This window comes from Tenacibaculum lutimaris (assembly GCF_003610735.1).
Taxonomy (GTDB): Bacteria; Bacteroidota; Bacteroidia; order Flavobacteriales; family Flavobacteriaceae; genus Polaribacter; species Polaribacter lutimaris.
Genome location: NZ_RAQM01000008.1, coordinates 196,587 through 216,832, shown reverse-complemented (window position 1 = coordinate 216,832; position 20,246 = coordinate 196,587). Strand labels below are relative to the sequence as shown.

The 20,246-nt window shown below is 30.6% G+C and carries 24 protein-coding genes; 12 read left to right on the top strand and 12 right to left on the bottom strand.

The window, feature by feature from the left end; genetic code table 11:
- Nucleotides 1–119 precede the first annotated feature (119 nt).
- From rpsA to C8N26_RS07345, 9 genes are all read right to left on the bottom strand, one after another.
- Nucleotides 120–1,871: a 30S ribosomal protein S1 gene (gene rpsA, locus C8N26_RS07385; protein WP_120186736.1), complete on the bottom strand. Its 1,752-nt coding sequence runs from the start codon at nt 1,869–1,871 to the stop codon at nt 120–122.
- Nucleotides 1,872–2,260: 389 nt separating this feature from the next.
- The gene (locus tag C8N26_RS07380) at nt 2,261–2,920 is read right to left on the bottom strand and encodes a hypothetical protein (RefSeq protein ID WP_028891972.1); all 660 of its coding nucleotides are present in this window, start codon (nt 2,918–2,920) and stop codon (nt 2,261–2,263) included.
- The gene (locus tag C8N26_RS07375) at nt 2,917–3,402 is read right to left on the bottom strand and encodes a hypothetical protein (protein ID WP_028891973.1); all 486 of its coding nucleotides are present in this window, start codon (nt 3,400–3,402) and stop codon (nt 2,917–2,919) included. The genes C8N26_RS07380 and C8N26_RS07375 overlap by 4 nt, the downstream gene beginning before the upstream one ends.
- 96 nt (nt 3,403–3,498) lie before the next feature.
- Entirely contained in the window at nt 3,499–3,864 is a 366-nt protein-coding gene (locus C8N26_RS07370) for a hypothetical protein (RefSeq protein WP_147418490.1), read from the bottom strand.
- An 88-nt stretch (nt 3,865–3,952) separates the two neighbouring features.
- Nucleotides 3,953–4,570, bottom strand: coding sequence for an IMPACT family protein (locus C8N26_RS07365; RefSeq protein WP_120186735.1), 618 nt, complete (start codon nt 4,568–4,570; stop codon nt 3,953–3,955).
- Nucleotides 4,570–5,433: an EamA family transporter gene (locus tag C8N26_RS07360; protein ID WP_120186734.1), complete on the bottom strand. Its 864-nt coding sequence runs from the start codon at nt 5,431–5,433 to the stop codon at nt 4,570–4,572. The genes C8N26_RS07365 and C8N26_RS07360 overlap by 1 nt, the downstream gene beginning before the upstream one ends.
- Nucleotides 5,430–6,041 carry an HAD-IA family hydrolase gene (locus C8N26_RS07355; protein WP_120186733.1) on the bottom strand — a complete coding sequence of 204 codons (612 nt, stop codon included), beginning with the start codon at nt 6,039–6,041 and terminating at the stop codon, nt 5,430–5,432. Before C8N26_RS07355 ends, C8N26_RS07360 begins: the two co-directional genes overlap by 4 nt.
- Nucleotides 6,034–7,098: a bifunctional diaminohydroxyphosphoribosylaminopyrimidine deaminase/5-amino-6-(5-phosphoribosylamino)uracil reductase RibD gene (gene ribD / locus C8N26_RS07350; protein WP_245962537.1), complete on the bottom strand. Its 1,065-nt coding sequence runs from the start codon at nt 7,096–7,098 to the stop codon at nt 6,034–6,036. The genes C8N26_RS07355 and ribD overlap by 8 nt, the downstream gene beginning before the upstream one ends.
- A 4-nt stretch (nt 7,099–7,102) precedes the next feature.
- Nucleotides 7,103–7,567, bottom strand: coding sequence for an LEA type 2 family protein (locus tag C8N26_RS07345; protein WP_028891979.1), 465 nt, complete (start codon nt 7,565–7,567; stop codon nt 7,103–7,105).
- Between the two features lie 52 nt (nt 7,568–7,619).
- Here C8N26_RS07345 and C8N26_RS07340 point away from each other — a divergent pair, with 52 nt between their 5' ends.
- Complete coding sequence (locus tag C8N26_RS07340) at nt 7,620–8,111, top strand: GNAT family N-acetyltransferase (RefSeq protein ID WP_120186732.1); 492 nt, start codon at nt 7,620–7,622, stop codon at nt 8,109–8,111.
- A gap of 16 nt (nt 8,112–8,127) precedes the next feature.
- On the top strand, nt 8,128–8,991 hold the full coding sequence (gene prmC, locus C8N26_RS07335; RefSeq protein ID WP_120186731.1) for a peptide chain release factor N(5)-glutamine methyltransferase: 864 nt from the start codon (nt 8,128–8,130) through the stop codon (nt 8,989–8,991).
- A 37-nt stretch (nt 8,992–9,028) separates the two neighbouring features.
- Here the strand turns inward: prmC and C8N26_RS07330 are convergent, their stop codons facing one another.
- On the bottom strand, nt 9,029–9,691 hold the full coding sequence (locus tag C8N26_RS07330) for a PAS domain-containing protein (protein WP_120186730.1): 663 nt from the start codon (nt 9,689–9,691) through the stop codon (nt 9,029–9,031).
- A 737-nt stretch (nt 9,692–10,428) separates the two neighbouring features.
- Here C8N26_RS07330 and C8N26_RS07325 point away from each other — a divergent pair.
- From C8N26_RS07325 to C8N26_RS07315, 3 genes are read left to right on the top strand one after another with little or no spacing between them, the layout of a single operon-like run.
- The gene (locus C8N26_RS07325) at nt 10,429–10,758 is read left to right on the top strand and encodes a hypothetical protein (RefSeq protein ID WP_120186729.1); all 330 of its coding nucleotides are present in this window, start codon (nt 10,429–10,431) and stop codon (nt 10,756–10,758) included.
- A 34-nt stretch (nt 10,759–10,792) separates the two neighbouring features.
- Entirely contained in the window at nt 10,793–11,167 is a 375-nt protein-coding gene (locus tag C8N26_RS07320) for a hypothetical protein (RefSeq protein ID WP_120186728.1), read from the top strand.
- Nucleotides 11,168–11,178: 11 nt separating this feature from the next.
- A complete protein-coding gene (locus tag C8N26_RS07315; protein WP_120186727.1) occupies nt 11,179–11,370 on the top strand; it encodes a hypothetical protein in 192 nt (63 codons plus the stop codon).
- Between the two features lie 7 nt (nt 11,371–11,377).
- Here the strand turns inward: C8N26_RS07315 and C8N26_RS07310 are convergent, their stop codons facing one another.
- The gene (locus C8N26_RS07310) at nt 11,378–11,599 is read right to left on the bottom strand and encodes a hypothetical protein (protein WP_120186726.1); all 222 of its coding nucleotides are present in this window, start codon (nt 11,597–11,599) and stop codon (nt 11,378–11,380) included.
- A 144-nt stretch (nt 11,600–11,743) separates the two neighbouring features.
- Between C8N26_RS07310 and C8N26_RS07305 the strand changes: the two genes are divergently transcribed.
- Together C8N26_RS07305 and C8N26_RS07300 are read left to right on the top strand one after the other, a co-directional pair.
- A complete protein-coding gene (locus C8N26_RS07305; RefSeq protein WP_120186725.1) occupies nt 11,744–12,661 on the top strand; it encodes an ATP-grasp domain-containing protein in 918 nt (305 codons plus the stop codon).
- Complete coding sequence (locus tag C8N26_RS07300; protein WP_120186724.1) at nt 12,645–13,331, top strand: hypothetical protein; 687 nt, start codon at nt 12,645–12,647, stop codon at nt 13,329–13,331. Before C8N26_RS07305 ends, C8N26_RS07300 begins: the two co-directional genes overlap by 17 nt.
- Nucleotides 13,332–13,403: 72 nt before the next feature.
- On the opposite strand, the gene C8N26_RS07295 is transcribed toward C8N26_RS07300, so the two are convergent.
- Nucleotides 13,404–14,270, bottom strand: coding sequence for an outer membrane beta-barrel protein (locus C8N26_RS07295; protein ID WP_120186723.1), 867 nt, complete (start codon nt 14,268–14,270; stop codon nt 13,404–13,406).
- Nucleotides 14,271–14,402: 132 nt separating this feature from the next.
- On the opposite strand from C8N26_RS07295, the gene C8N26_RS07290 reads away from it, so the two are divergent.
- The 5 genes from C8N26_RS07290 to nhaA all read left to right on the top strand — a co-directional run bounded on the left by C8N26_RS07290 (nt 14,403) and on the right by nhaA (nt 20,243).
- Entirely contained in the window at nt 14,403–15,590 is a 1,188-nt protein-coding gene (locus C8N26_RS07290) for a class I SAM-dependent methyltransferase (protein WP_120186722.1), read from the top strand.
- Between the two features lie 147 nt (nt 15,591–15,737).
- The gene (fdhD, locus tag C8N26_RS07285) at nt 15,738–16,547 is read left to right on the top strand and encodes a formate dehydrogenase accessory sulfurtransferase FdhD (protein ID WP_120186721.1); all 810 of its coding nucleotides are present in this window, start codon (nt 15,738–15,740) and stop codon (nt 16,545–16,547) included.
- 99 nt (nt 16,548–16,646) lie between these two features.
- Nucleotides 16,647–17,264, top strand: coding sequence for an SPOR domain-containing protein (locus C8N26_RS07280; protein WP_028891994.1), 618 nt, complete (start codon nt 16,647–16,649; stop codon nt 17,262–17,264).
- A gap of 55 nt (nt 17,265–17,319) precedes the next feature.
- Nucleotides 17,320–18,804 carry a hypothetical protein gene (locus C8N26_RS07275; RefSeq protein WP_245962536.1) on the top strand — a complete coding sequence of 495 codons (1,485 nt, stop codon included), beginning with the start codon at nt 17,320–17,322 and terminating at the stop codon, nt 18,802–18,804.
- Nucleotides 18,805–18,914: 110 nt separating this feature from the next.
- Complete coding sequence (nhaA, locus tag C8N26_RS07270; protein WP_028891996.1) at nt 18,915–20,243, top strand: Na+/H+ antiporter NhaA; 1,329 nt, start codon at nt 18,915–18,917, stop codon at nt 20,241–20,243.
- Nucleotides 20,244–20,246: the final 3 nt, after the last annotated feature.

Genomic DNA, 20,246 nt, shown 5'->3' with positions numbered 1-20,246 from the left:
TTAAGAAAAGAGCCTTAAAACTAAGAAGCTTTAAATGTAACATTTGTTACATATAAAAAATAAAAAAACCGTTAAACTTTTCAGCTTAACGGTTTATCTTTTTTAAGAAGTAGGTTGGATTATTTTCCTTCCATTTTCTTCTTTAATTCAGCTAATCCACCGATGTCTCCTAAAGTAGTTTTTTCTACTTCTTGAGCTTTAGCAGCAGCAGCTTTAATGTTCTTTTGTTCTTCTTCTCTAAAGATAGAAGTGTGAGAAACAACGATTCTACGGTACTCTTTACTGAACTCAGTTACTTGGAATTGAGCAGCATCACCTTTAGCTAATTTACTACCGTCTTCTTTTTCTAAGAAACGAGTTGGAGCGAAAGCTTCAATTCCGTCAGCAAATACTACAGTTGCACCTTTATCATTTTTCTCTTTAATAGTACCTTCGTGCATAGATCCGATAGCATATGTAGCTTCGTGAGCATCCCAAGGGTTATCTTGAGTTTGCTTGTGACCTAAGTTTAACTTACGGTTTTCTACGTCTAATTCTAATACTTGTACTTCTAATTTATCACCAACAGTTACGAAATCTGATGGGTGCTTAATTTTCTTAGTCCAAGATAAATCAGAGATATATACTAATCCGTCGATACCTTCTTCTAACTCTACGAATACACCAAAGTTAGTGTAGTTACGTACAGTACCAGTATGTGTAGAACCTACAGGATACTTAGTAGTAATATCAGTCCAAGGATCTGGGTGTAATTGCTTCATACCTAAAGACATTTTACGCTCTTCGCGGTCTAATGTTAAGATTTGAGCTTCTACTTCATCACCAACTTTTACGAAATCTTGCGCAGAACGTAAGTGAGTTGACCATGACATTTCAGAAACGTGGATTAATCCTTCTACTCCTTCTTCAACCTCTACAAATGCACCATAATCAGCTAAAACAACTACTTTACCTTTTACTTTATCACCAACTTTTAAGTCAGAGTTTAAAGCTTCCCATGGGTGAGCAGATAATTGTTTTAAACCTAATTGAATTCTAGACTTGTTATCGTCAAAGTCTAAGATTACAACGTTTAATTTTTGATCTAATTCAACAACTTCGTTCGGGTGGTTGATACGAGACCAAGATAAATCAGTAATGTGAATTAATCCGTCAACACCTCCTAAGTCAACAAATACACCGTAAGAAGTTACGTTTTTAACAACTCCTTCTAATACTTGTCCTTTTTCTAATTGACCGATAATTTCACGTTTTTGATCTTCTAAATCAGCTTCGATTAACGCTTTGTGAGATACTACTACGTTTTTAAATTCGTGGTTGATTTTAACAACTTTGAATTCCATAGTTTTCTCTACGTATTGATCGTAGTCACGGATAGGCTTCACATCGATTTGAGAACCTGGTAAGAAAGCTTCAATACCAAATACATCAACGATCATACCTCCACGAGTTCTACACTTAACAAAACCGTTAACGATTTCACCAGTTTCGTGTGCGTTGTTAACACGATCCCAAGCTTTGATTACACGTGCTTTTTTGTGAGATAATACTAATTGACCAGATGAATCTTCTCTTTTGTCAACTAATACTTCTACTTTGTCACCCACTGCTAAATTTGGGTTATAACGGAACTCGTTTAACGAAATTACTCCTTCTGATTTAGAGTTGATGTCGATAATAGCATCACGATCAGTAATACGTACTACTTCACCTTCAATTACGTCACGTTCGTTAACGAAACCTACAGTTCCTTCTAACGCAGTTTCAAATTCTTTTAATTTAGCCTCATCTACAGCTTCAATACCTTGTTCGTACTTGTGCCAATCAAAGTCAGCTAAAAATTCTTGTGGGTTTACTTTTGTTTCAGACATTCTGAAAATTATTTGTATCTTTTTGTTAACCAGATTTTTAACGATACTAACGCCAAGAGAAATTAAACTTAATAAATATAATTTTAAACCTTTTTTAAATCTGTACTCGTAAAAAGGCGTGCAAATTTACGAATAATTCTTGAAGTAACCTAAAATGTTTTGGTTTTTAGCGAGTTATGAAGATGTTTTGCTATTGGTTTAGCTATGAAAAGTAAGGGAGTAAACTAGCGTTTGCTTACCGTCACGCATATAGCGAAATCTTTTTGTTTTGATTTATTTTTACCTGTCCAGAGCAAAATCCAAAAGATTTTGCGGACTCAATAAAAATAGGTAAACCATTCGTTTAAGCCCGAAGCCTGTATTGTTTATAGGTTTTGTCGCCATTAGTTTTATTCAACTAGAGTAAACGTATCCACCATTTTACCATCAAATTCTACTTGTAATTGTCGACATAATTTATTTGCAGGATTTTCAACCATAGAGACCTCCTCTAATTCAGCCTCATGAATTTCTCTAACGCATAATTCACCTGAATACATTCTACCTTTCATATGGTTGCATTCTTCATATTCCAACCCACATATATTGCATCTTGTTTTTTTAATTATTGCTCCTGTACTTGCGAACATCATTCTAGGGAAAAATAATTTTTCAAATAAGTTCAATTTAGAACTAAAGCCATTTAAGTACTCTCCATCGGAAAAAGGGTGATTTCGGGCAACAACAGAAACCAAAGTTTGAGCTTCTACTAAATGTCCCCAAGCAAAGTTCATTTCGTTGTTTTTTAAGCAGACTATCATTGAGATTTCCAATCTCAGTGCATTAGCACTAAGTAATAAACATAATACTAGGTTTAGCTCATCTTCTGAGTACTTGTCTTTATTTGTATTTTTTAGTTTATCTGCCTTTTCGCTAAAATTTTCTAATTTTTCAATCTCTTCTTTTTGAAGACCTATATCCCTCGTAAAAATTGCAATATTCTCAGCTCTTTTTACAATTAAATTAAACTCATCGAGCAGATTCTTAACTTCTGGATTTTGTATAATCATTTTTTTAAATTTTTGATTACATCTTTTAATTCCTTTACACCTTCGGCATTACCTTCGTATGATATTTTTTTAAAAGATTTTTTCTTCTCGTTTCCGATTACGATATCGAACTTCACTTTTTTATTCCCGCTTGTTCCTTTGAACAAGTCGTATAAATAACTAGAAAGTAGACTCATTGAAATATCTACTAAATGAGGATTTTCAACTAAAATCGTGTACCCTATGAAAATAGTTGGTCCAAACCAATCGGCACTTTTTCTTGAACGCAATAGAGGTTTGTCATTAGTCAGATAATTTATTTTCTGGCTTTCATTTTTTAAAGCCTTGTTAAGGTCTGTCGTTGTTTCGGAGTAAATAAAGTTTTTTGTGTTTTCGGTATCAAATAAATTTTCTGGTAAGAAGCAAAGTAACCCATCAGATTTAATATTGAATTTATTTAATGATTCTTGCAATTCCGAATAGTCTTTTATTTCGTAGTTCAATGTTTCTATAAATTAATGATAATGGTTAAGATATCCGTCATTTTAATGATGAGATATCGCCCAATAGCGAAGTTATCGTTTTAAAGGTTAAGAATGTTAATAATCATCTTCTTCATCCTCAAAATCATCAGTATCTGGCTTTAATAAAAAGTTTAGCACCGTTTTTTCGTCTAACTTCATAAAGTCGTTATAAAGAATTTCTATAACTTCGTCTCGAGATTTTTTAGCTTTTAATAAATCGTATGCTTTAGCAGGAGCATCTTTAATTACTTCTTTTACCAATTCTTTACCCATTTGTAAAACCTCTGATTTAGGAATACCATTTTCTAAAAAAGGTTTTACATTCGCTACTACACTAATAGCTGCACCTCTGCATATATTCTCTTTTGTTACTTCAGCTTGTGCTTGCGAAAAAAGTTGAAAAGACATAAATAGGCATATAACGAAGGCTAGTTTTTTCATTTTCATATTTTTTAAGTTAAATCTGAGATAAAAGTAATTTTAATTTACTTAAAATCAAACTGTAAAATGCGTTTACTTAAAAAATAGACTACTCCACTTCCTTAATTTCTACTTTAAACAAGTTATCAAAAACCTCAAAAATACTTTCAGCTTCTTTCTTACGAACAGAAATAATGTATTCGCAGTCTAATTCTAGCTTTTGATTAATAATATCTAAGTTTCGTTCTTTAATAATACGCTGTACCTTATTCATCATATCATAGCCAAACTTTAACTTATAATGAATATCAATCGTTTTTTCTATAATATCTGAAGCTTCTAAAGCTAGTTGCGCAGAGCTTCGATAGGCATTTATCAAACCTCCTACTCCTAGTTTGGTTCCTCCGAAATAACGAACCGAAACAATTAAGATATTGGTTACGTCAAATGCTTGTATTTGTCCGTAAATTGGCTGACCCGCAGAGTTACTTGGTTCACCATCGTCATTGGCACGAAAACGAATATTTTCGGTTCCCAATTGCCACGCATAACAATGATGACGAGCTGTATGGTGTTGTTTACGAAGTTCTTCTAATCGTTCTTTAATATCCTCTTCAGAAAAAACAGGAAACGCATACCCGAAAAACTTGCTATTTCGGTCTTTAAACAAGGTTTCTTCTGAAGGTTTGGTTATGGTTTTATAGGTGTCTTTTATTTCTTCATTCATTACGCCGAAACTACTAATAAAATACTAATTATGGCAAGCCCAATACCAATCCAATTCTTTTTAACGAGTTTTTCTTTAAAAAACAACAAGGCAAACATGGTTGTTAAAACTACTACCGAAACATTATTAATGGTGAAAATTGTAGCGCTTTCGAGTCCTTCTGTTTGTAATGCTTTTAGTAAAAATTCCATCGAATAATAGTTAGGAACTCCTAAGGCAATCCCTCCAATAAGTGTTTTCCATTCTAACTTTACTTTTTTACTGAAAAACTGTAGTAAAGTAAAGAAAACACCAAAAAGTAAGGCACAACCAAAAATGGTGGATAAAAACATAGGTACAGCTCCTTTAGAAACATAAGTGTCTTCTGTGTACTTCAACAAAGTATCAATACTCCCAGAACCTAGAAAAAGTAATAAAGGAAAGAGTAAGTTTTTGAATTCAACAGGAGCAGTATCACTTTTAGCAGAAGATAAATAAACAGCTATTAAAGCCAGGATTATCCCAATAATTTTTACAAAACCAATACTTTCATTATAAAGAAAAACACCTAAGACAACAGGGATGACTACTGACATTTTTCCTGCTACAGAAGCAACAGAAAGCCCATTTTTTTGAGCTGTGATTCCCATAACAAGAAATACGGTAATAAATAAAAAACCTAGTATGGTTGCTCCTAAAAACCAAGGTTGTTGTGGAACTTCTGCTACAGAAAGTGAAATTTCTGAATGCACAAATCCGAAGCACAATGCTACTGCATAGTTTAAAACAATGGCTTGAAATGTATTTACTTTGTAAACATCAAATAATTTAAAGATTACAAAGAGTAAACTTGTTATAAAAACACTGAAAATTAAGAATATCACGCTATAAACTCCTTTCTTTTTAATAAATTTACCACATCTTCTGTTTTAGGACAATTATTCCATACATGAATACCCAATTCTTGTGCAGCATTGGTGTTTTCTTGGGTGTCATCTATAAAAATAGTTTCAGAAGCCTGTAAATTATTTTCGCTTAAAACAAACTCAAAAATGTTAGTATTTGGTTTTCTTAGATTGATTTCATGCGATAAATAAAACTGTTCAAAATAACTTTTAAATTCATTATAAAGTTCTTCTCCCCAATCGTTTTGAATCCAAGAAATATGCATATCGTTGGTGTTACTCAATAAAAACAATCGATAATCATTCGTTGCTGCAAGTTTCTTCAAAAAATCTAAGCGATGCTTCGGGAAATCTAACAAAATGGCATTCCATGAATAGATTAGTTTTTCTTTAGGAATATTGAATTTATTGTAGAAAAAATCAATAAAATCATCCGTAGAAATTAAACCCATTTCGTACTGATAGTATTGCTGCATCATATCTTCAGAGATTTCTGTAACCCCTAATTTTGCAAGCTCCTTATATGTTGCTTCTTTGTCTAAATTGATGAATACATCACCAAAATCAAAAATGATGTTTTTAATCATTCTTATATATTCTTAATATGTCGTTATCTATTTTTTCTTCGGAAAAAAGTTTCGCGTTGAAAACAGGATGCTTCACTCCTTCTCCAAAGTTTACATCGCCGATAAATACTCTAGCTTCATCCCATAAATTTGCATCTACAAATGTTTGTAAGGTTTGTGCCCCTCCTTCAATAATTACCGATTGTATTTGATGTTTATGTAGTGCCTCACAAATTTGTTCTGCTACTCGAGAAGAAAAATTGATTTGTTCGTAAATGAATACATGAGATTTCTCACTATCGTTCGAAATAACATCTTTTACCTCATTGTTCTTTCCTACAATAACTATTATCTTAACGCTTCTATCTAAAACAGTTGCTTCTAAAGGAATTCGTAAGTTTTTATCAATAACAATCCTCACAGGGTTATTTCCGTACCAACTACGAACAGTTAATGATGGATTATCAGCAATTACGGTATTTGTACCGACTAAAATAGCATGTTCTTCGCTACGCCATTTATGAACTAACTGTTGAGAATAAGTATTAGAAATCCATACAGGTTTTTGCTCATTTTTAGTTAAAGGAGCGATAAAACCATCTTTGGTTTCCGCCCATTTTAAAATGATAAAAGGTCTCTTTTTATTTTGAACCGTAAAAAAACGTTTATGGTGGTCTTTACAAGCTTTTTCACAAACACCTACAGTTACATTTCTACCTGCTTTTTTTAGACGTTCAATACCTTTACCAGCTACCAAACTATTTGTATCTACACTACCGATTACTATATTCGGAATTCCTTTTTCTATTATTAAATCGGCACATGGTGGTGTTTTTCCATAATGAGAACAAGGTTCTAGTGTAACATAAATAGTAGCTTCTTTTAATAGCTCTTGATTATGAACAGAACGAATAGCGTTTACTTCAGCATGAGAATCACCATAAGGAGAAGTAAATCCTTCACCTATAATTTTATTATTATGAACTATTACAGCTCCAACTGATGGATTCGGGCGTGTTGTTCCTATTCCATTTTTAGCCAATTGCAAGCAGCGTTGTATGTATATTTCGTGATTCAAATTGTTATAATTTTATTTTTACATCTTCAATTTGATCAATTGGGTACACATGTGAAAAACCTAATACTTTATATTTTAAATCTCCTTTAAACTGAACTTTTAAACTTTGATTTAATAAAGAAGAAAGAATTCCACCTAAAACTCCATTTTTATTATTTTCAAAAACTCTTTTAGCAGGAATAACTACTTTTAAAGGAATAGAAAACTCTTTACGAGCAGGAACTTTAAATTCTTCTGAAGACACTTGAGCAACTTGTACCTGATTAACCAAGACTTTAATTTCATCTGTAGCTATTTTACCACCTATATCATTCGGATTTTTAAAATAAGCGTTGGCTCCTACTCTAATAGTATCGGTAGTAGCTGAAAGCAGCTTAATATCATCTACTTTTAAGAAGATAGGTTTTTGTTTTACAGAGCAACTTACTATAAAAAGTAAAAAAGGTAAAAAATATATGATTTTCTTCATGAAAACTCGTGTTTTTTTGGGTACTTTGCTTTAGCAAAAGTACTATATTCTTATGATACCTTCTGATTTTATTATTAGAGAAGTAAAACCGCAAGATAACGCAGAATTAGCTGCTGTTATACGTGGTGTACTGATCGAATTTGGAGTTCCTAAAATAGGGACAGCCTATGAAGACAAGGCTACCGATGAAATGTTTGAAACCTACCAAAAAGACAAGGCAGGTTATTTTGTAGTTGAGCATCAAGAAAAAGTTGTTGGCGGTGCTGGTTTTGCCCCTTTAGACAATTTTGAAGGTAACGTATGTGAATTCCAAAAAATGTACTTCTTACCCATTGCTAGAGGAAAAGGCTTGGGAAGTAAATTGATTGATTATTGCTTAGATAAGGCTAAACAACAAGGTTTTGAACAATGTTATTTAGAAACAATGCCTTACATGGAAGCAGCGAGAGCTTTATATGCCAAAAATGGATTTATAAATCTTGATAAACCGATGGGGAACACAGGCCATTATTCATGTAATGTATGGATGCTAAAAGATTTATAAAATAAGTTTAGAGTCAATGCAGTTAAAAGATTATAGAGTACATTTTACCAAAGAATTAGAAAATATATACCCTAAAACAGAAATAGACACCTTCTTTTTTTTGTTGATAGAGGAATATTTAGAGCTTCAACGAATAGATCTTACTTTACAACCAGCTTTAAAAACCTCTTCGGAAGAGTATGATCTTTTAAACACAGCTCTTGCTAGATTAAAAAAAGAAGAACCAATTCAATACATTTTAGGTAAAGCAGAGTTTTACGGATACCCTTTTAAAGTAAATGAAAATACACTGATTCCGAGGCCAGAAACTGAAGAACTAGTTGAATGGATTCTTAATGAAGTAAAAGAATTAGATTTAGAAAATAATAAACAAAAGTTATCCATTTTGGATATAGGAACTGGTACAGGTTGTATTCCTATTAGCTTAAAAAATGAGCTTCCAAACGCAAAAGTAAGCGCCATTGATGTATCTGAAGAAGCTTTAAAAATAGCTAACGAAAATGCCTTGTTAAACGAAGCTGAAATTACTTTTATACATCAAGATATATTACAAACTGAGAGTTTACCTAAACAATACGATGTAATAGTATCTAATCCTCCTTATGTACGTGAGTTAGAAAAAATAGAGATTAAAAACAATGTTTTAGAAAACGAACCACATTTAGCTTTATTTGTTGATAATGATAATCCTTTGATTTTCTATAAAAAAATAGCCGATTTAGCCATTAAGTCGTTAACTAAAAATGGAGTACTTTTTTTTGAGATTAATCAATATTTGGGTACAGAAACTATAGAAATGTTAAAGCGTAAAGGTTTTACTAAAGTTGAACTTCGAAAAGATTTGTTTGGCAACAATCGGATGATTAAAGCAACTTGTTAAACATAAAACCTTTACAGGGGAATATTGATATTAAGAATTATTCTATACCAAAGAATCTTTTAAAGAAAGATCCTTTTTTCTTTTCAGTAGTTTTTGAAACTTCTTTAGAAGCACTACTTAGTGAGATATTACCTAAATTGTCGGTAATCAACCTCTCTACATAAGTATCGTAATCAGTGTTTTTAGCATCTAAAAAACCTTTCAAGAATTTTTCTGAAGCTTCGATACCATTAAGATCTTCTATTTCTCTTAATCGTTTATATAAAGGGGTGATTTCTTGAATAGCTTCTTTAGGCGCAGGCTTTCTTAGTGCTTTGTAATTTGTAACCTCTCCTTTTTCATTCTCTTTTACAACAAAATCAGTCATTACCCAGTAGTATCTACCTGTTTTAGCCATGTTTTTCACAAAAGCAATAATGTTTTGTTTCTTTTGAATTCGTTCCCACATTAATTTGAAAATTACTCTTGGCATATCTGGATGTCTTACAACATTATGACCAGATCCTACTAATTCGTACTCTTCATAGCCAGAAGATTCAACAAAATCTTCGTTACAATATTCAATTACACCTCTGGTATCTGTAATACTTAGAAGAATAGCATTTTCATCTAGTATAATTTCACGATCTACAGGGGTTGGAGTTGGTAGTTTTGGATTTCTTTTTAAAGTATCCCACTTTTTCTCAGAGTTGGTTGTCATATAATTAAATTGATTTGATTTATGTTTTCATAATTATAAAATGTGTTTTGTTTACGTTTTAGATTATCGGGGGATAAAACAACTGAGAAAAAATATCATTTTTCATGAAGTATTCTTAACACAGCTGCCACAAACCTAAAGATCATTTTTTTTTTAAAACATGACAAAAATCATACTCTATTAATGAAAATAGTTTATAAAATTAAGTTAGAGTTAACTTAAAGTTAAAACCGAATGTTTAAATTATATAATTACCGCTTAACTAGATATTTAGTTTTATTAATGTTATTTTTTAATAAAAAATTTACATTATTCACCACAAAACAAATATTTTTATTTTTTTCAATAATAAAAAACTTTATATTAGTGGAAAAGTTATAAAGAAATTGGACTTACAAAAACAATTCTTTAGAAAACGGACTACTTTTTTTGAAATTAACCAGTATATTGGTTTAAAAACTATTAAAAAACTGAGAAACAAAGGGTTTACACTGATTGAACTTCGAAAAAATTTATTTGATATAGCCAAATGATTAAAGCTAGCAAGAAAAAATAATAGTTATATTCTTTTTTTTATATATTTGCCGTCCAATATCCCCGAGACTTATTTATACTATTTATCTGTAGATAATTTTAATTGTGACCTTATTAAAATTTAAGTGTCATAGTTAGAACATTACAAGCATAAAACAAATTTTTAACCTCTTAATAAATACTACAAATTTACCAAAAAATTAATGAAACAAGCAGATTTACAGACACTTATAGAAGAATCTAAGGCGGATAGAGGACTTATTTTTAATTCTGAAGGTAACGTGATTGACTCGTTGAATATTTCAAAAGAAAATAATGTTGCAGCAATGGCTAATGTTATTTTAACAATGGCTAATGAATTTTTTCAAGACACCCTACAATCCGATAAACTTAACCAAATAGTTTTAACTTCTCCAGAAGCACTTGCTGTTGTGAGTAAATATGATGATAGCCATATTGTTTGTTTACTTGCAAATGATACATCAAAAGAAGCTATAATCAAATTAACACTTAAGAAAATTACCCCCCAATAACCCTTTTTTAATTAATTATAATAACCATTTTACAATGAATGAAATTCTAAACGATTTTATCGAAAATTTAAAAACTAATGTTCCAGGATTTATAGCTGTATCTATTACAGATGTGAGTTCAGGAGAAGCGTACGATTCTTTTACAAAAGATGAAAGTTTTGACCCTAACTTAGCTTCAGCTTATAACTTAGAGGTTGTTAAGGCTAAATTAAAAGCAATTGATGCGTTAGCGTTAAATGAAGAAATTAATGATATTACTATTACTTTAACAAGTCAAGTACATATTATTAATATTGCCCCTAGTGGTACTTACTTTGTTTATTTAGCAGTAAACTCAAAAGAAGCTAATTTAGGTATAACTAAAGCTTTGTTAAATAAATATAAAGTAGAACTAAATAAAGCTCTATAAAAATATAAATCATGAAAAATACAAATCATTTACCTATAGAGAAAACTTTAAAAAAGCACCTAAATAAGACTTTAAAAGAATTTAGACAGCATAGGTTTTCTGAAAGCGATTCAAAGTTAGAAAAGAAAAGCAGCAAGGACTTTTTTGGGTTTCTATTCAAAGAATACGATAGTATGAATGACATGGTAAAAGATATATTTTAAAGCGCTTTCAAAGCGCTTTTTTTATATAATTAAATGTTGATTTTAACCTTTCTACTAATAACATTATTTCTTCTTCATTATAACTAGTAAAACTAATTCTTATAGCATTGTGTTTTTTATTCGCTAAATCATAACGTTGCCACTCTCCTATTTCTAACTGATGTTTTTTTGCTTCTACTGCAATTTCCTTCCAATTATATTTTTGATCTAATTGTAACCAAATAGCCATTCCTCCTTCAGGTATTTTAAATTGAAAAAAAAACTAACTTTCAATAAAGTATTACAATAAGCATAAATAAGCATAAATAAGCATTTTATAACAGTTAAAATTACTGTACATTGCCCGTATAAAACCAAAGTAATTTAATATCAAATGAAAAGATATGATGTAATTATCTTAACAGATAAAAGGTATGTAAATCCAACTGAAACAAACACATACATAAAAAACGTACTTGATGAAGATAATTATGTAAAATTAGCACTTGAAAATCAAGGTTTAAATGTAGATCGTCTTTCTTGGGATGATGCTAGCTTTGATTGGTCAACAACTCGTTATATTTTATTTAGAACTACATGGGATTATTTTGATCGATTTTCTGAATTTTCTGAATGGTTAAACAATGTGAGTCAGAAAACCATCTTATTAAATTCAGAAAAAATTATTCGTTGGAATATTGACAAACACTACTTACAAGATTTACAACGAAACGGAATACATATTTGTGAATCATATTTTATAGAACAAGGCACTACTCAAACGTTAAAAGAACTCTCAAATAAATTTGATTTAAAAGAGTTTGTTTTAAAACCATGTGTTTCAGGAGCAGCAAGACATACTTATAAAATCAATTCTGAAAATATAGAGTCTTTTGAGGTTGTTTTTTCTGAATTGATAACTGAAGAAGCAATGATTCTTCAACCTTTTCAGTATAATATTGTGAAAAAAGGGGAAATATCATTAATGGTAATGAATGGTAAGTTTACACATGCAGTATTAAAAATAGCAAAATCAGGAGATTTTAGAGTACAAGATGATTTTGGTGGCTCTGTTCACAACTATTCTCCTACACAAGAGGAAATCGATTTTGCCGAGAACGCCGTAAAAGCTTGCATCGACTTGCCTATTTACGCTAGAGTAGATATTTTTACTGATAATAATGATAAATTGGCTATCGCTGAACTAGAGTTGATAGAACCAGAATTGTGGTTTAGAAAACATCCAACGGCAGCTGATGAATTAGCTAAAGGAATTAAACAATTAATCAATAAAAATGAAAAAGTTATTTAAAATATTAGGTGGTTTACTTTTAATAGGAGCGGTAGTATTAGCTGTTTTCTACTATAAAAACAACGAAAGTATTCCTACAGGGAAAAAAGGACCTGAAGCGGATGAGTTAGCTACCAAAATGCTGAATGCATTAAATTATGAGGCTTATAAAAATACACGCTTTATAGAATGGAGTTTTAGAGGAAAACGTTTTTACAAATGGGATAAACAAGAAAATATAGTTGAAGTATCTTGGGATGAAAATAAAGTAACATTACACACAAAAGAACCGGGAAAAAGTATTGTTTTGATTAATGGAAAAGAAATTGAAGACAAAGAAACTCTTCAAAAATCAATTGATTATTTTAACAATGATAGTTTTTGGTTAGTTGCTCCATACAAAGTTTTTGATGACGGTATAGAAAGAAAACTTGTAAATTATGAAGGGAAAGACGCTTTATTAGTTACTTACACCACGGGCGGTTCTACACCAGGTGATTCGTATTTGTGGATTTTAGACGAAAACGGTAAGCCTACAAGCTATAAAATGTGGGTTTCTATAATTCCTACGGGCGGAACAGAAGCTAGCTGGAATGATTGGGTAACTACAGAATCTGGAGCAATACTGCCTACAAAACACAAAATGACTGTAGGAATATTAGATTTAGGAGATGTTAAAGGGTATAATTAATTTAATGACAAACTATTAAAATAAAAAGAGCAGCAAATATTTGCTGCTCTTTTATTTTGTATTTCAAGAATATTATTTTCCGAAACTATAAGATATTCCGAAGTTTATACCAAAAGAAGAGTATGGTACTTTTTCAGATAATTGCTTACGAGCATAAGGATTTGCTTGTGCTTCCTGGTACTCAGCAAGAGTTAAATCATCTACATATAAAATCTCTTTAGAATAACCTGCAGGTAAATTATTAATAGTAGCTACTGTAGTTCTATTTCCATCTGGAGTAACAATTTCTGAGTTAAACTCTTTAAAAATAGCTTTATCTCTAGTAACACTAATTCCCATATACTCTAATTCAGCAAATAAAGAAACGTTATTAGAAAGCTCATACTTATAACCAATAGCACCTATAAAACCTAAAGGTAAACGACCTTTGTAATCTTGAACAAAAGTAGTTTCATTATATGTTCCATCAGGGAAATTACCTCCATTTGGAGCTGGTTGACCAGACATATCTTGTTTAATATATCCTTTAGCTTCAGTTTCACCTCCTACTTTAATTAACGCTCCAAAACGCCCATAAACATTATTTGTAAACTTATACACTAAAGAAGCAGAAGCTCCATAAGCTCTAGCTCTAGCAACTACATCAACATCATTTCCAGGAATAGTTACTTTTCTAATAGTTTGATCAGCTCCATGTAAGTATCCGAAGGCTGCTTCAACACCAAAAGTATCGTTAAAAAAATACCCTCCTCTTAATTGAGTATGCATCCCTTCTCCATAACTCCCATAGGTATTCTCTACTCCAGCCATAGTTGTTTCTGTTCCAAACTTAGTACCTGCGCTTCCTATTGAATAACCTCCACTAGCAGAAACATAAAATTGAGCACTTGCACTTGCTGTAATAAAAATCATAGCAAGCATTAAAATACTTTTTTTCATAATAAATTATTTGTTAACTTTAAATTGATAATAAGTAAACAAACGTAGTAAAAATCTATGATTGCAGACGTTTAATTACTGTTAAAATATTAGTAATATTGCGGCTTACAGCACTTTTAAAATCAATCTTTTTTGAATAAAAATATTTTACATACTGAGGTTCAGAATTATATTAACGAAAACTTACACGCCAATATTGAAGAATTAATTTTTAAAGGAAGTCCTTTTAAAGACATTACCATACAAGAATTAGCAAATCAACTGGTCGCAAAACAGAAATCAGAGAAAAAATTACCTACTTGGTTTACTTCACAAAATATTTATTATCCCGCTAAAATTAGTATAGAACAGACTTCTTCAGAAATTACAGCTAATTATAAGTCTAATTTGTTGCTAGGAAACTCTATTATTGATATTACTGGAGGTTTTGGAGTTGATTGTTTAGCTTTTTCTAAAAACTTTAAAGAAGTTATTCATTGTGAAATTAATAATGATTTATCTGAAATTGTTGCTCATAATTACAAAGAATTAGGTATTTCAAATATTCAGACTATAGCTACTGATGGTTTAGAGTATTTAAAAAACACTTCTCAAAAATTTGATTGTATTTATATTGACCCATCTCGAAGAAGTGATATAAAAGGAAAGGTCTTTTTGTTAAAAGACTGCCTACCTAATGTGCCAGAAAATTTAGATTTTTTATTCGAAAAATCAGACACTATTTTAATTAAGAACTCTCCTATTCTAGACATAACTTCAACAATAAATGAATTAAAATTTGTTAAAGAAATTCATATAGTAGCTGTTAACAACGAGGTGAAAGAATTACTTTTTTTACTAAAAAAAGAATTTGAAGATTTGGTTAAGGTGAAAACATTTAACTTATTGAAAAACAGAAAACAATCTTTTTATTTTTATTTAAAAAGCGACATTGATTTTGAGTATTCATTACCTCAGAAGTATTTATACGAACCTAATGCAGCAATTTTAAAATCTGGAGGATTTAATGAAGTTGCAAGCCAATTAAAAATCTATAAGTTACATCAACATTCTCATTTATATACATCTGATGAATTAATTGAAGATTTCCCAGGAAGAATTTTTGAGATTATTTCTGTTTTTTCTTATAACAAAAAGAAATTAAAAAGAGAAATAATAGTAGACAAAGCTAATATCACAACTCGTAATTTCCCTAAAACTGTAGCACAAATAAGAAAAGAAACAAAATTAAAAGACGGAGGTGATACATTTCTTTTTTTCTCTACAAACTTAAAAAATGAGTTAATCGTTATTAATTGTGTAAAAACAAACACTCAATAGTATTTTGTAAAAATTAAAGTTGCTAAATTAACATAACTTCCTTATATTCAAGAAATGTTTTTGTTATTAGGGGAAGCAAAACATTTTAAAAGTCTTGATACTTAAATCAAGACTTTTTTTTAATTACCTTTTATATAAATTTGTTTTATGACAAAACAATCTAGCACATACCAATCTGTTAAGCTATCTGAAAATGCTTCAATAAAAATAGAAGACAATCTAGTTATTGAAGCTCCTTTACAAATTAATATAAATAATGAGCCCTATACTGTTGTTATGCGTACTCCTGGAAGTGATGAAGCCTTGATAAAAGGATTATTATATGCAGAAGATATTTGTAAGAAAAATGAAGATTTTAAATTAAGTGTAGAAAAAAATGAAGAAAATTATTCTACCATAATAAACGTAGATATAAAGAAAGAAAGATTAGGTAAAGGCTACCTAAATAAACGTACTCTTTTATCTATTTCTTCTTGCGGAATTTGTGGAAAAAAAGAATTAAAAGATTTAGAAGTAACAGGAAATACGTTAAAAAATAAAGACACCACTTATCTTAAATCGTTTGTTTATACTACAAAACATATGTTTTTAAAAATGAATGAATTACAAAAAATATTCAAAACAACTGGCGGAAGTCATGCTTGCTCTATCTTCAATAAAAACCAAGAGCTATTAACTATACAAGAAGATATTGGTCGTCATAATGCTGTTGATAAATGCATAGGAGATTTAATTAGTAATTCGAATCTTAAAGAAGCAAAATACATGCTAGTAAGTGGTAGAGTTTCTTACGAAATTGTATCAAAGGCCTTTTTAGCTAAAATTCCATTTATAATAGCCGTTTCTGCCTGTTCTTCTTTAGCGGTAGATTTTGCTAAAGAATTTGGCATTTGCCTGATTGGTTTTAGTCGAGATGATAAAATGACAGTTTACGCTAACCCCCAATTTTTAGTATAGATTTACCTCTTTACAATACTATTTATCACCAGAATTAAATGATAAAAAAAAGATTTGTATTTTAGTGCACAGAATATTAACTAATCAACCCATATACTTATGCCTTTTATAGAAGAAGAAAAGTTTAAGTTAATACAAGAAGACTTAGACAATTCAAAATTACAAAGAGAGGAAGCTGAAAATGAATTAGCCAGTACTCAAGAAGAATTCTCTTCATTTAAAAAAAGCTCAAGAAGTCTATCAATCTTTTTAGGGCTTTTATTCGGAATAGCTTCAGGAGCAGCTTATTATTTTTATGCTTATGGTGGTAACAGTGCTATCAACAATGTAGATATAGAAGCAGTAAAAAAACAAGAGGCATACAGAGTACTAGATAGTATTAGTAGAGCCAACGCTAGAGCTGCAAGAAATGGAGATACAGAAACATCTACCATAGATATTGAAGCAGCTACAAACGAAATAGCAGAAGGCACAAGAGGTGAAACCATATATTCAGTTCAAATAGGTGTACTGTCTAACAACCAATATCCGTTATTATCCTCTGAAGTTATTCCTTCAATAGTAGCTAATACAGATGGTTATTTTAAATATTCATTAGGTTTATTTTTAACTTTAGATGAAGCAAGAGAACTAAAAAAAGAACTGGTTAAATTAGGATTTGAAGACGCTTTTATAGCTTCATACATAAATGGAGAACGTCAGCAAATACACAACTAAATAAATTAAAATGTTAAACATTTTTCTAAAAAGAGCACTCATAGTAGTTTTACTAATGAGTGTTCATTTTTTTTATGCCCAAACGAGCACAATTCCAGAACAGAAAACACAATTAGGTTTCGGACAAATAGACTTTTTATCTATTAAAATGCCTGATGGAGAAGAAAATATGGATTACACAGGGCTCCATTACAACCTAAAACTAAATGATTGGAGTTATGCTGGGGTTGGTTTGTACGGAGCTGTTGGAGGTATACGAGGCGGTTTTTTTACTTTAGGTGTAAATGCCGGAATCCAACAAAAAATAACAGATAAACTATTTGTAGATGCTGGACTTCATTTTGGTGGAGGTGGTGGCAAATCAGCTCCAGACGGTGGAGGCGCTTTTATTTTACCACATCTTAACTTAGGATATGATTTTAAACACTTTTCAGCTACAGCTGGATATAGTTATGTTGACTTTTTTGATGGAGGAACAATAAACAGTAGCCAATTTAATGTTGCTGTGCAGATTCCTTTGTCTTTCAAGATAGCTGATTTTAAAGAACGAGAAAATTCTTTTTCTATTGATGATTTAAAAACCTCCTCATGGAATGCTTTAAGTAATCGAATTTCACTATTAATGCATTTAAATAATGCTTATGTAACCAAAGGATCTTATGAAGGAAATACAATACGTTTAGCAGGATTTGAATTAAATTCATATATAACTGATGATATTTTCTTTTTCGTAAGAGCTGATGGAGCATATCATGGTATCAAAGCTGGATATATGGATGTTTTCTTAGGAGGAGGATATCATTTATCAATGAATAAAAATCGCACGAATATTTTAGCTAAATTTGGTGTAGGCGCTGGCGGTGGCGGTGGTGTTGATACTAAAGGAGGTTTTTTAATATATCCTGATCTTTCTATAGAGCAAAAGTTATTCGGAAATGTATACGCTTCTGTTAACAAGGGATATATGATGAGTCCTAATTCTCATTTTGTTTCCTCTACTTATGGTTTAGGATTAAAATATTATGTTGATAGAGATGGAATTTTTTCAGAAAGAGAAGATTTAGAATTTTCTGAAGGAAAGTTTAAAGGGTTTGAAACAATTATTAAGCAAGATTTATACTTAAATGCTGCAAGAGACGATGGATTTAATCAAAATATGCATCAAATATCATTACAGTTAAACTTCTTTTTAAATAAATATTTATACGCAGCAGGTCAAACTTCATTTGCTGATTTTGGTGGTGCGGGTGCCTATGCTGAAGGAATTGTTGGACTAGGAGCTCAATCAAATGAGTTTTTTAACGAAAAAACCTCTATTTTTGTACAAGTTCTTGGTGGTGCAGCAGGTGGTGGAGGTATTAGTACTGGACAAGGATTAATTGTTAAACCTAGTATTGGAGTTAATCAAAAACTTACTAATAAATTAAGTTTAAGATTAGGAGCGGGTTATGTAAAAGCAAAAGGAGGGAATTTAAGTAATACTCAATTAAATTTGGGTATTTCATATCGTTTTACCTTCTTGAGTGTTAAAAATCTTTAAAAATTTAACTTTTCGTTAAAGTTTGATGAATTATCTTCGCTTTCTAAAACAAAAAAATAATATCCTTACTTTTTACCTCTCAAAAAGTAAGCTACAATCTATATATAAATATGAGTAAAAAGAGAATAATATCTCCATTTCAAAATTTTTTAAAAACTGAAAGCGCTAGTGGTATTTTATTGTTAGGTGCAACTTTATTAGCTCTTATTTGGGCAAATTCCCCTTTTAGAGATAGTTACAACGCTTTATGGGAATATAAAATAGGTTTTAAGTCCGAGCATCTTGAGCTATATAAACCATTAATACTTTGGATTAATGATGGTTTAATGGCTGTGTTTTTCTTTTTAATTGGTTTAGAAATTAAAAGAGAATTCTTAATCGGTGAGTTAAACTCTACAAAAAAACTAGCATTTCCTCTTTTTGGAGCAGTTGGTGGAATGTTATTTCCTGTTTTATTTTTTATTTTATTTAATAAAAATCCAGAAACAGCCCACGGATGGGGTGTTCCAATGGCTACAGATATTGCCTTTTCTCTAGCTGTTTTAAATACTTTAGGAAGAAGGGTGCCTCTTAGTTTAAAAGTATTTTTAACTGCTTTTGCTATTGTAGATGATATCGGAGCTGTTTTAGTTATTGCATTATTTTACAGTGCTAGTATAGATATCACTTTAATATCTGCTGCCATAGCTTTATTAGCTTTTCTTTATTTTATTGCTTACAGAGGTTTTTATTCTAAATATATAACCTTTATGTTTGGTACTGTTATTTGGGTTTTATTTTTAAAAGCAGGAATACACCCAACAGTTGCAGGTATCTTAATGGCTTTTGCCGTGCCTATTAGACAAAAAGCACATACCCCTGAGTTTTTAGCTAATTTATCTCAAATAATGGATAATATTAAAAAAGCTAAAGTTTCTCCTAAACCAATATTATCAAAAGAACAAATTGCTGAAATAGATAACCTAGATCACTGGATAGAAGACTATCAATCTCCTCTTCAACTTTTAGAGCATAAACTACATGGTATAGTTGCATATGCTATTATTCCTATTTTCGCCTTGGCTAATGCAGGAGTTTTAATAGATGGAGATGCTAATTTAGACACTTCCTTAATTATAAATATAGCTTTATGTTTAATTTTAGGAAACAGTATAGGTATTACTGCTATTATTACTACAGTTAAAAAACTTAAAATAATAGAAGTTCCTAAAGATATAAACAGTCAGCATATTATTGGAGTTTCCTTCTTGGCAGGAATTGGATTTACTATGGCAATATTCATAGCTAGTTTAGCATTTGCTAGTACTCCTGAGTTTTTAGGATCTGCAAAAATTGGTGTTTTATTAGGATCTTTAGTTTCTGCTATAATTGGATATCTAATATTAAGATTCAATAAAAGTGATAATACAGATAGTGAAGAAGAATTAAGTACTAACTAGTAG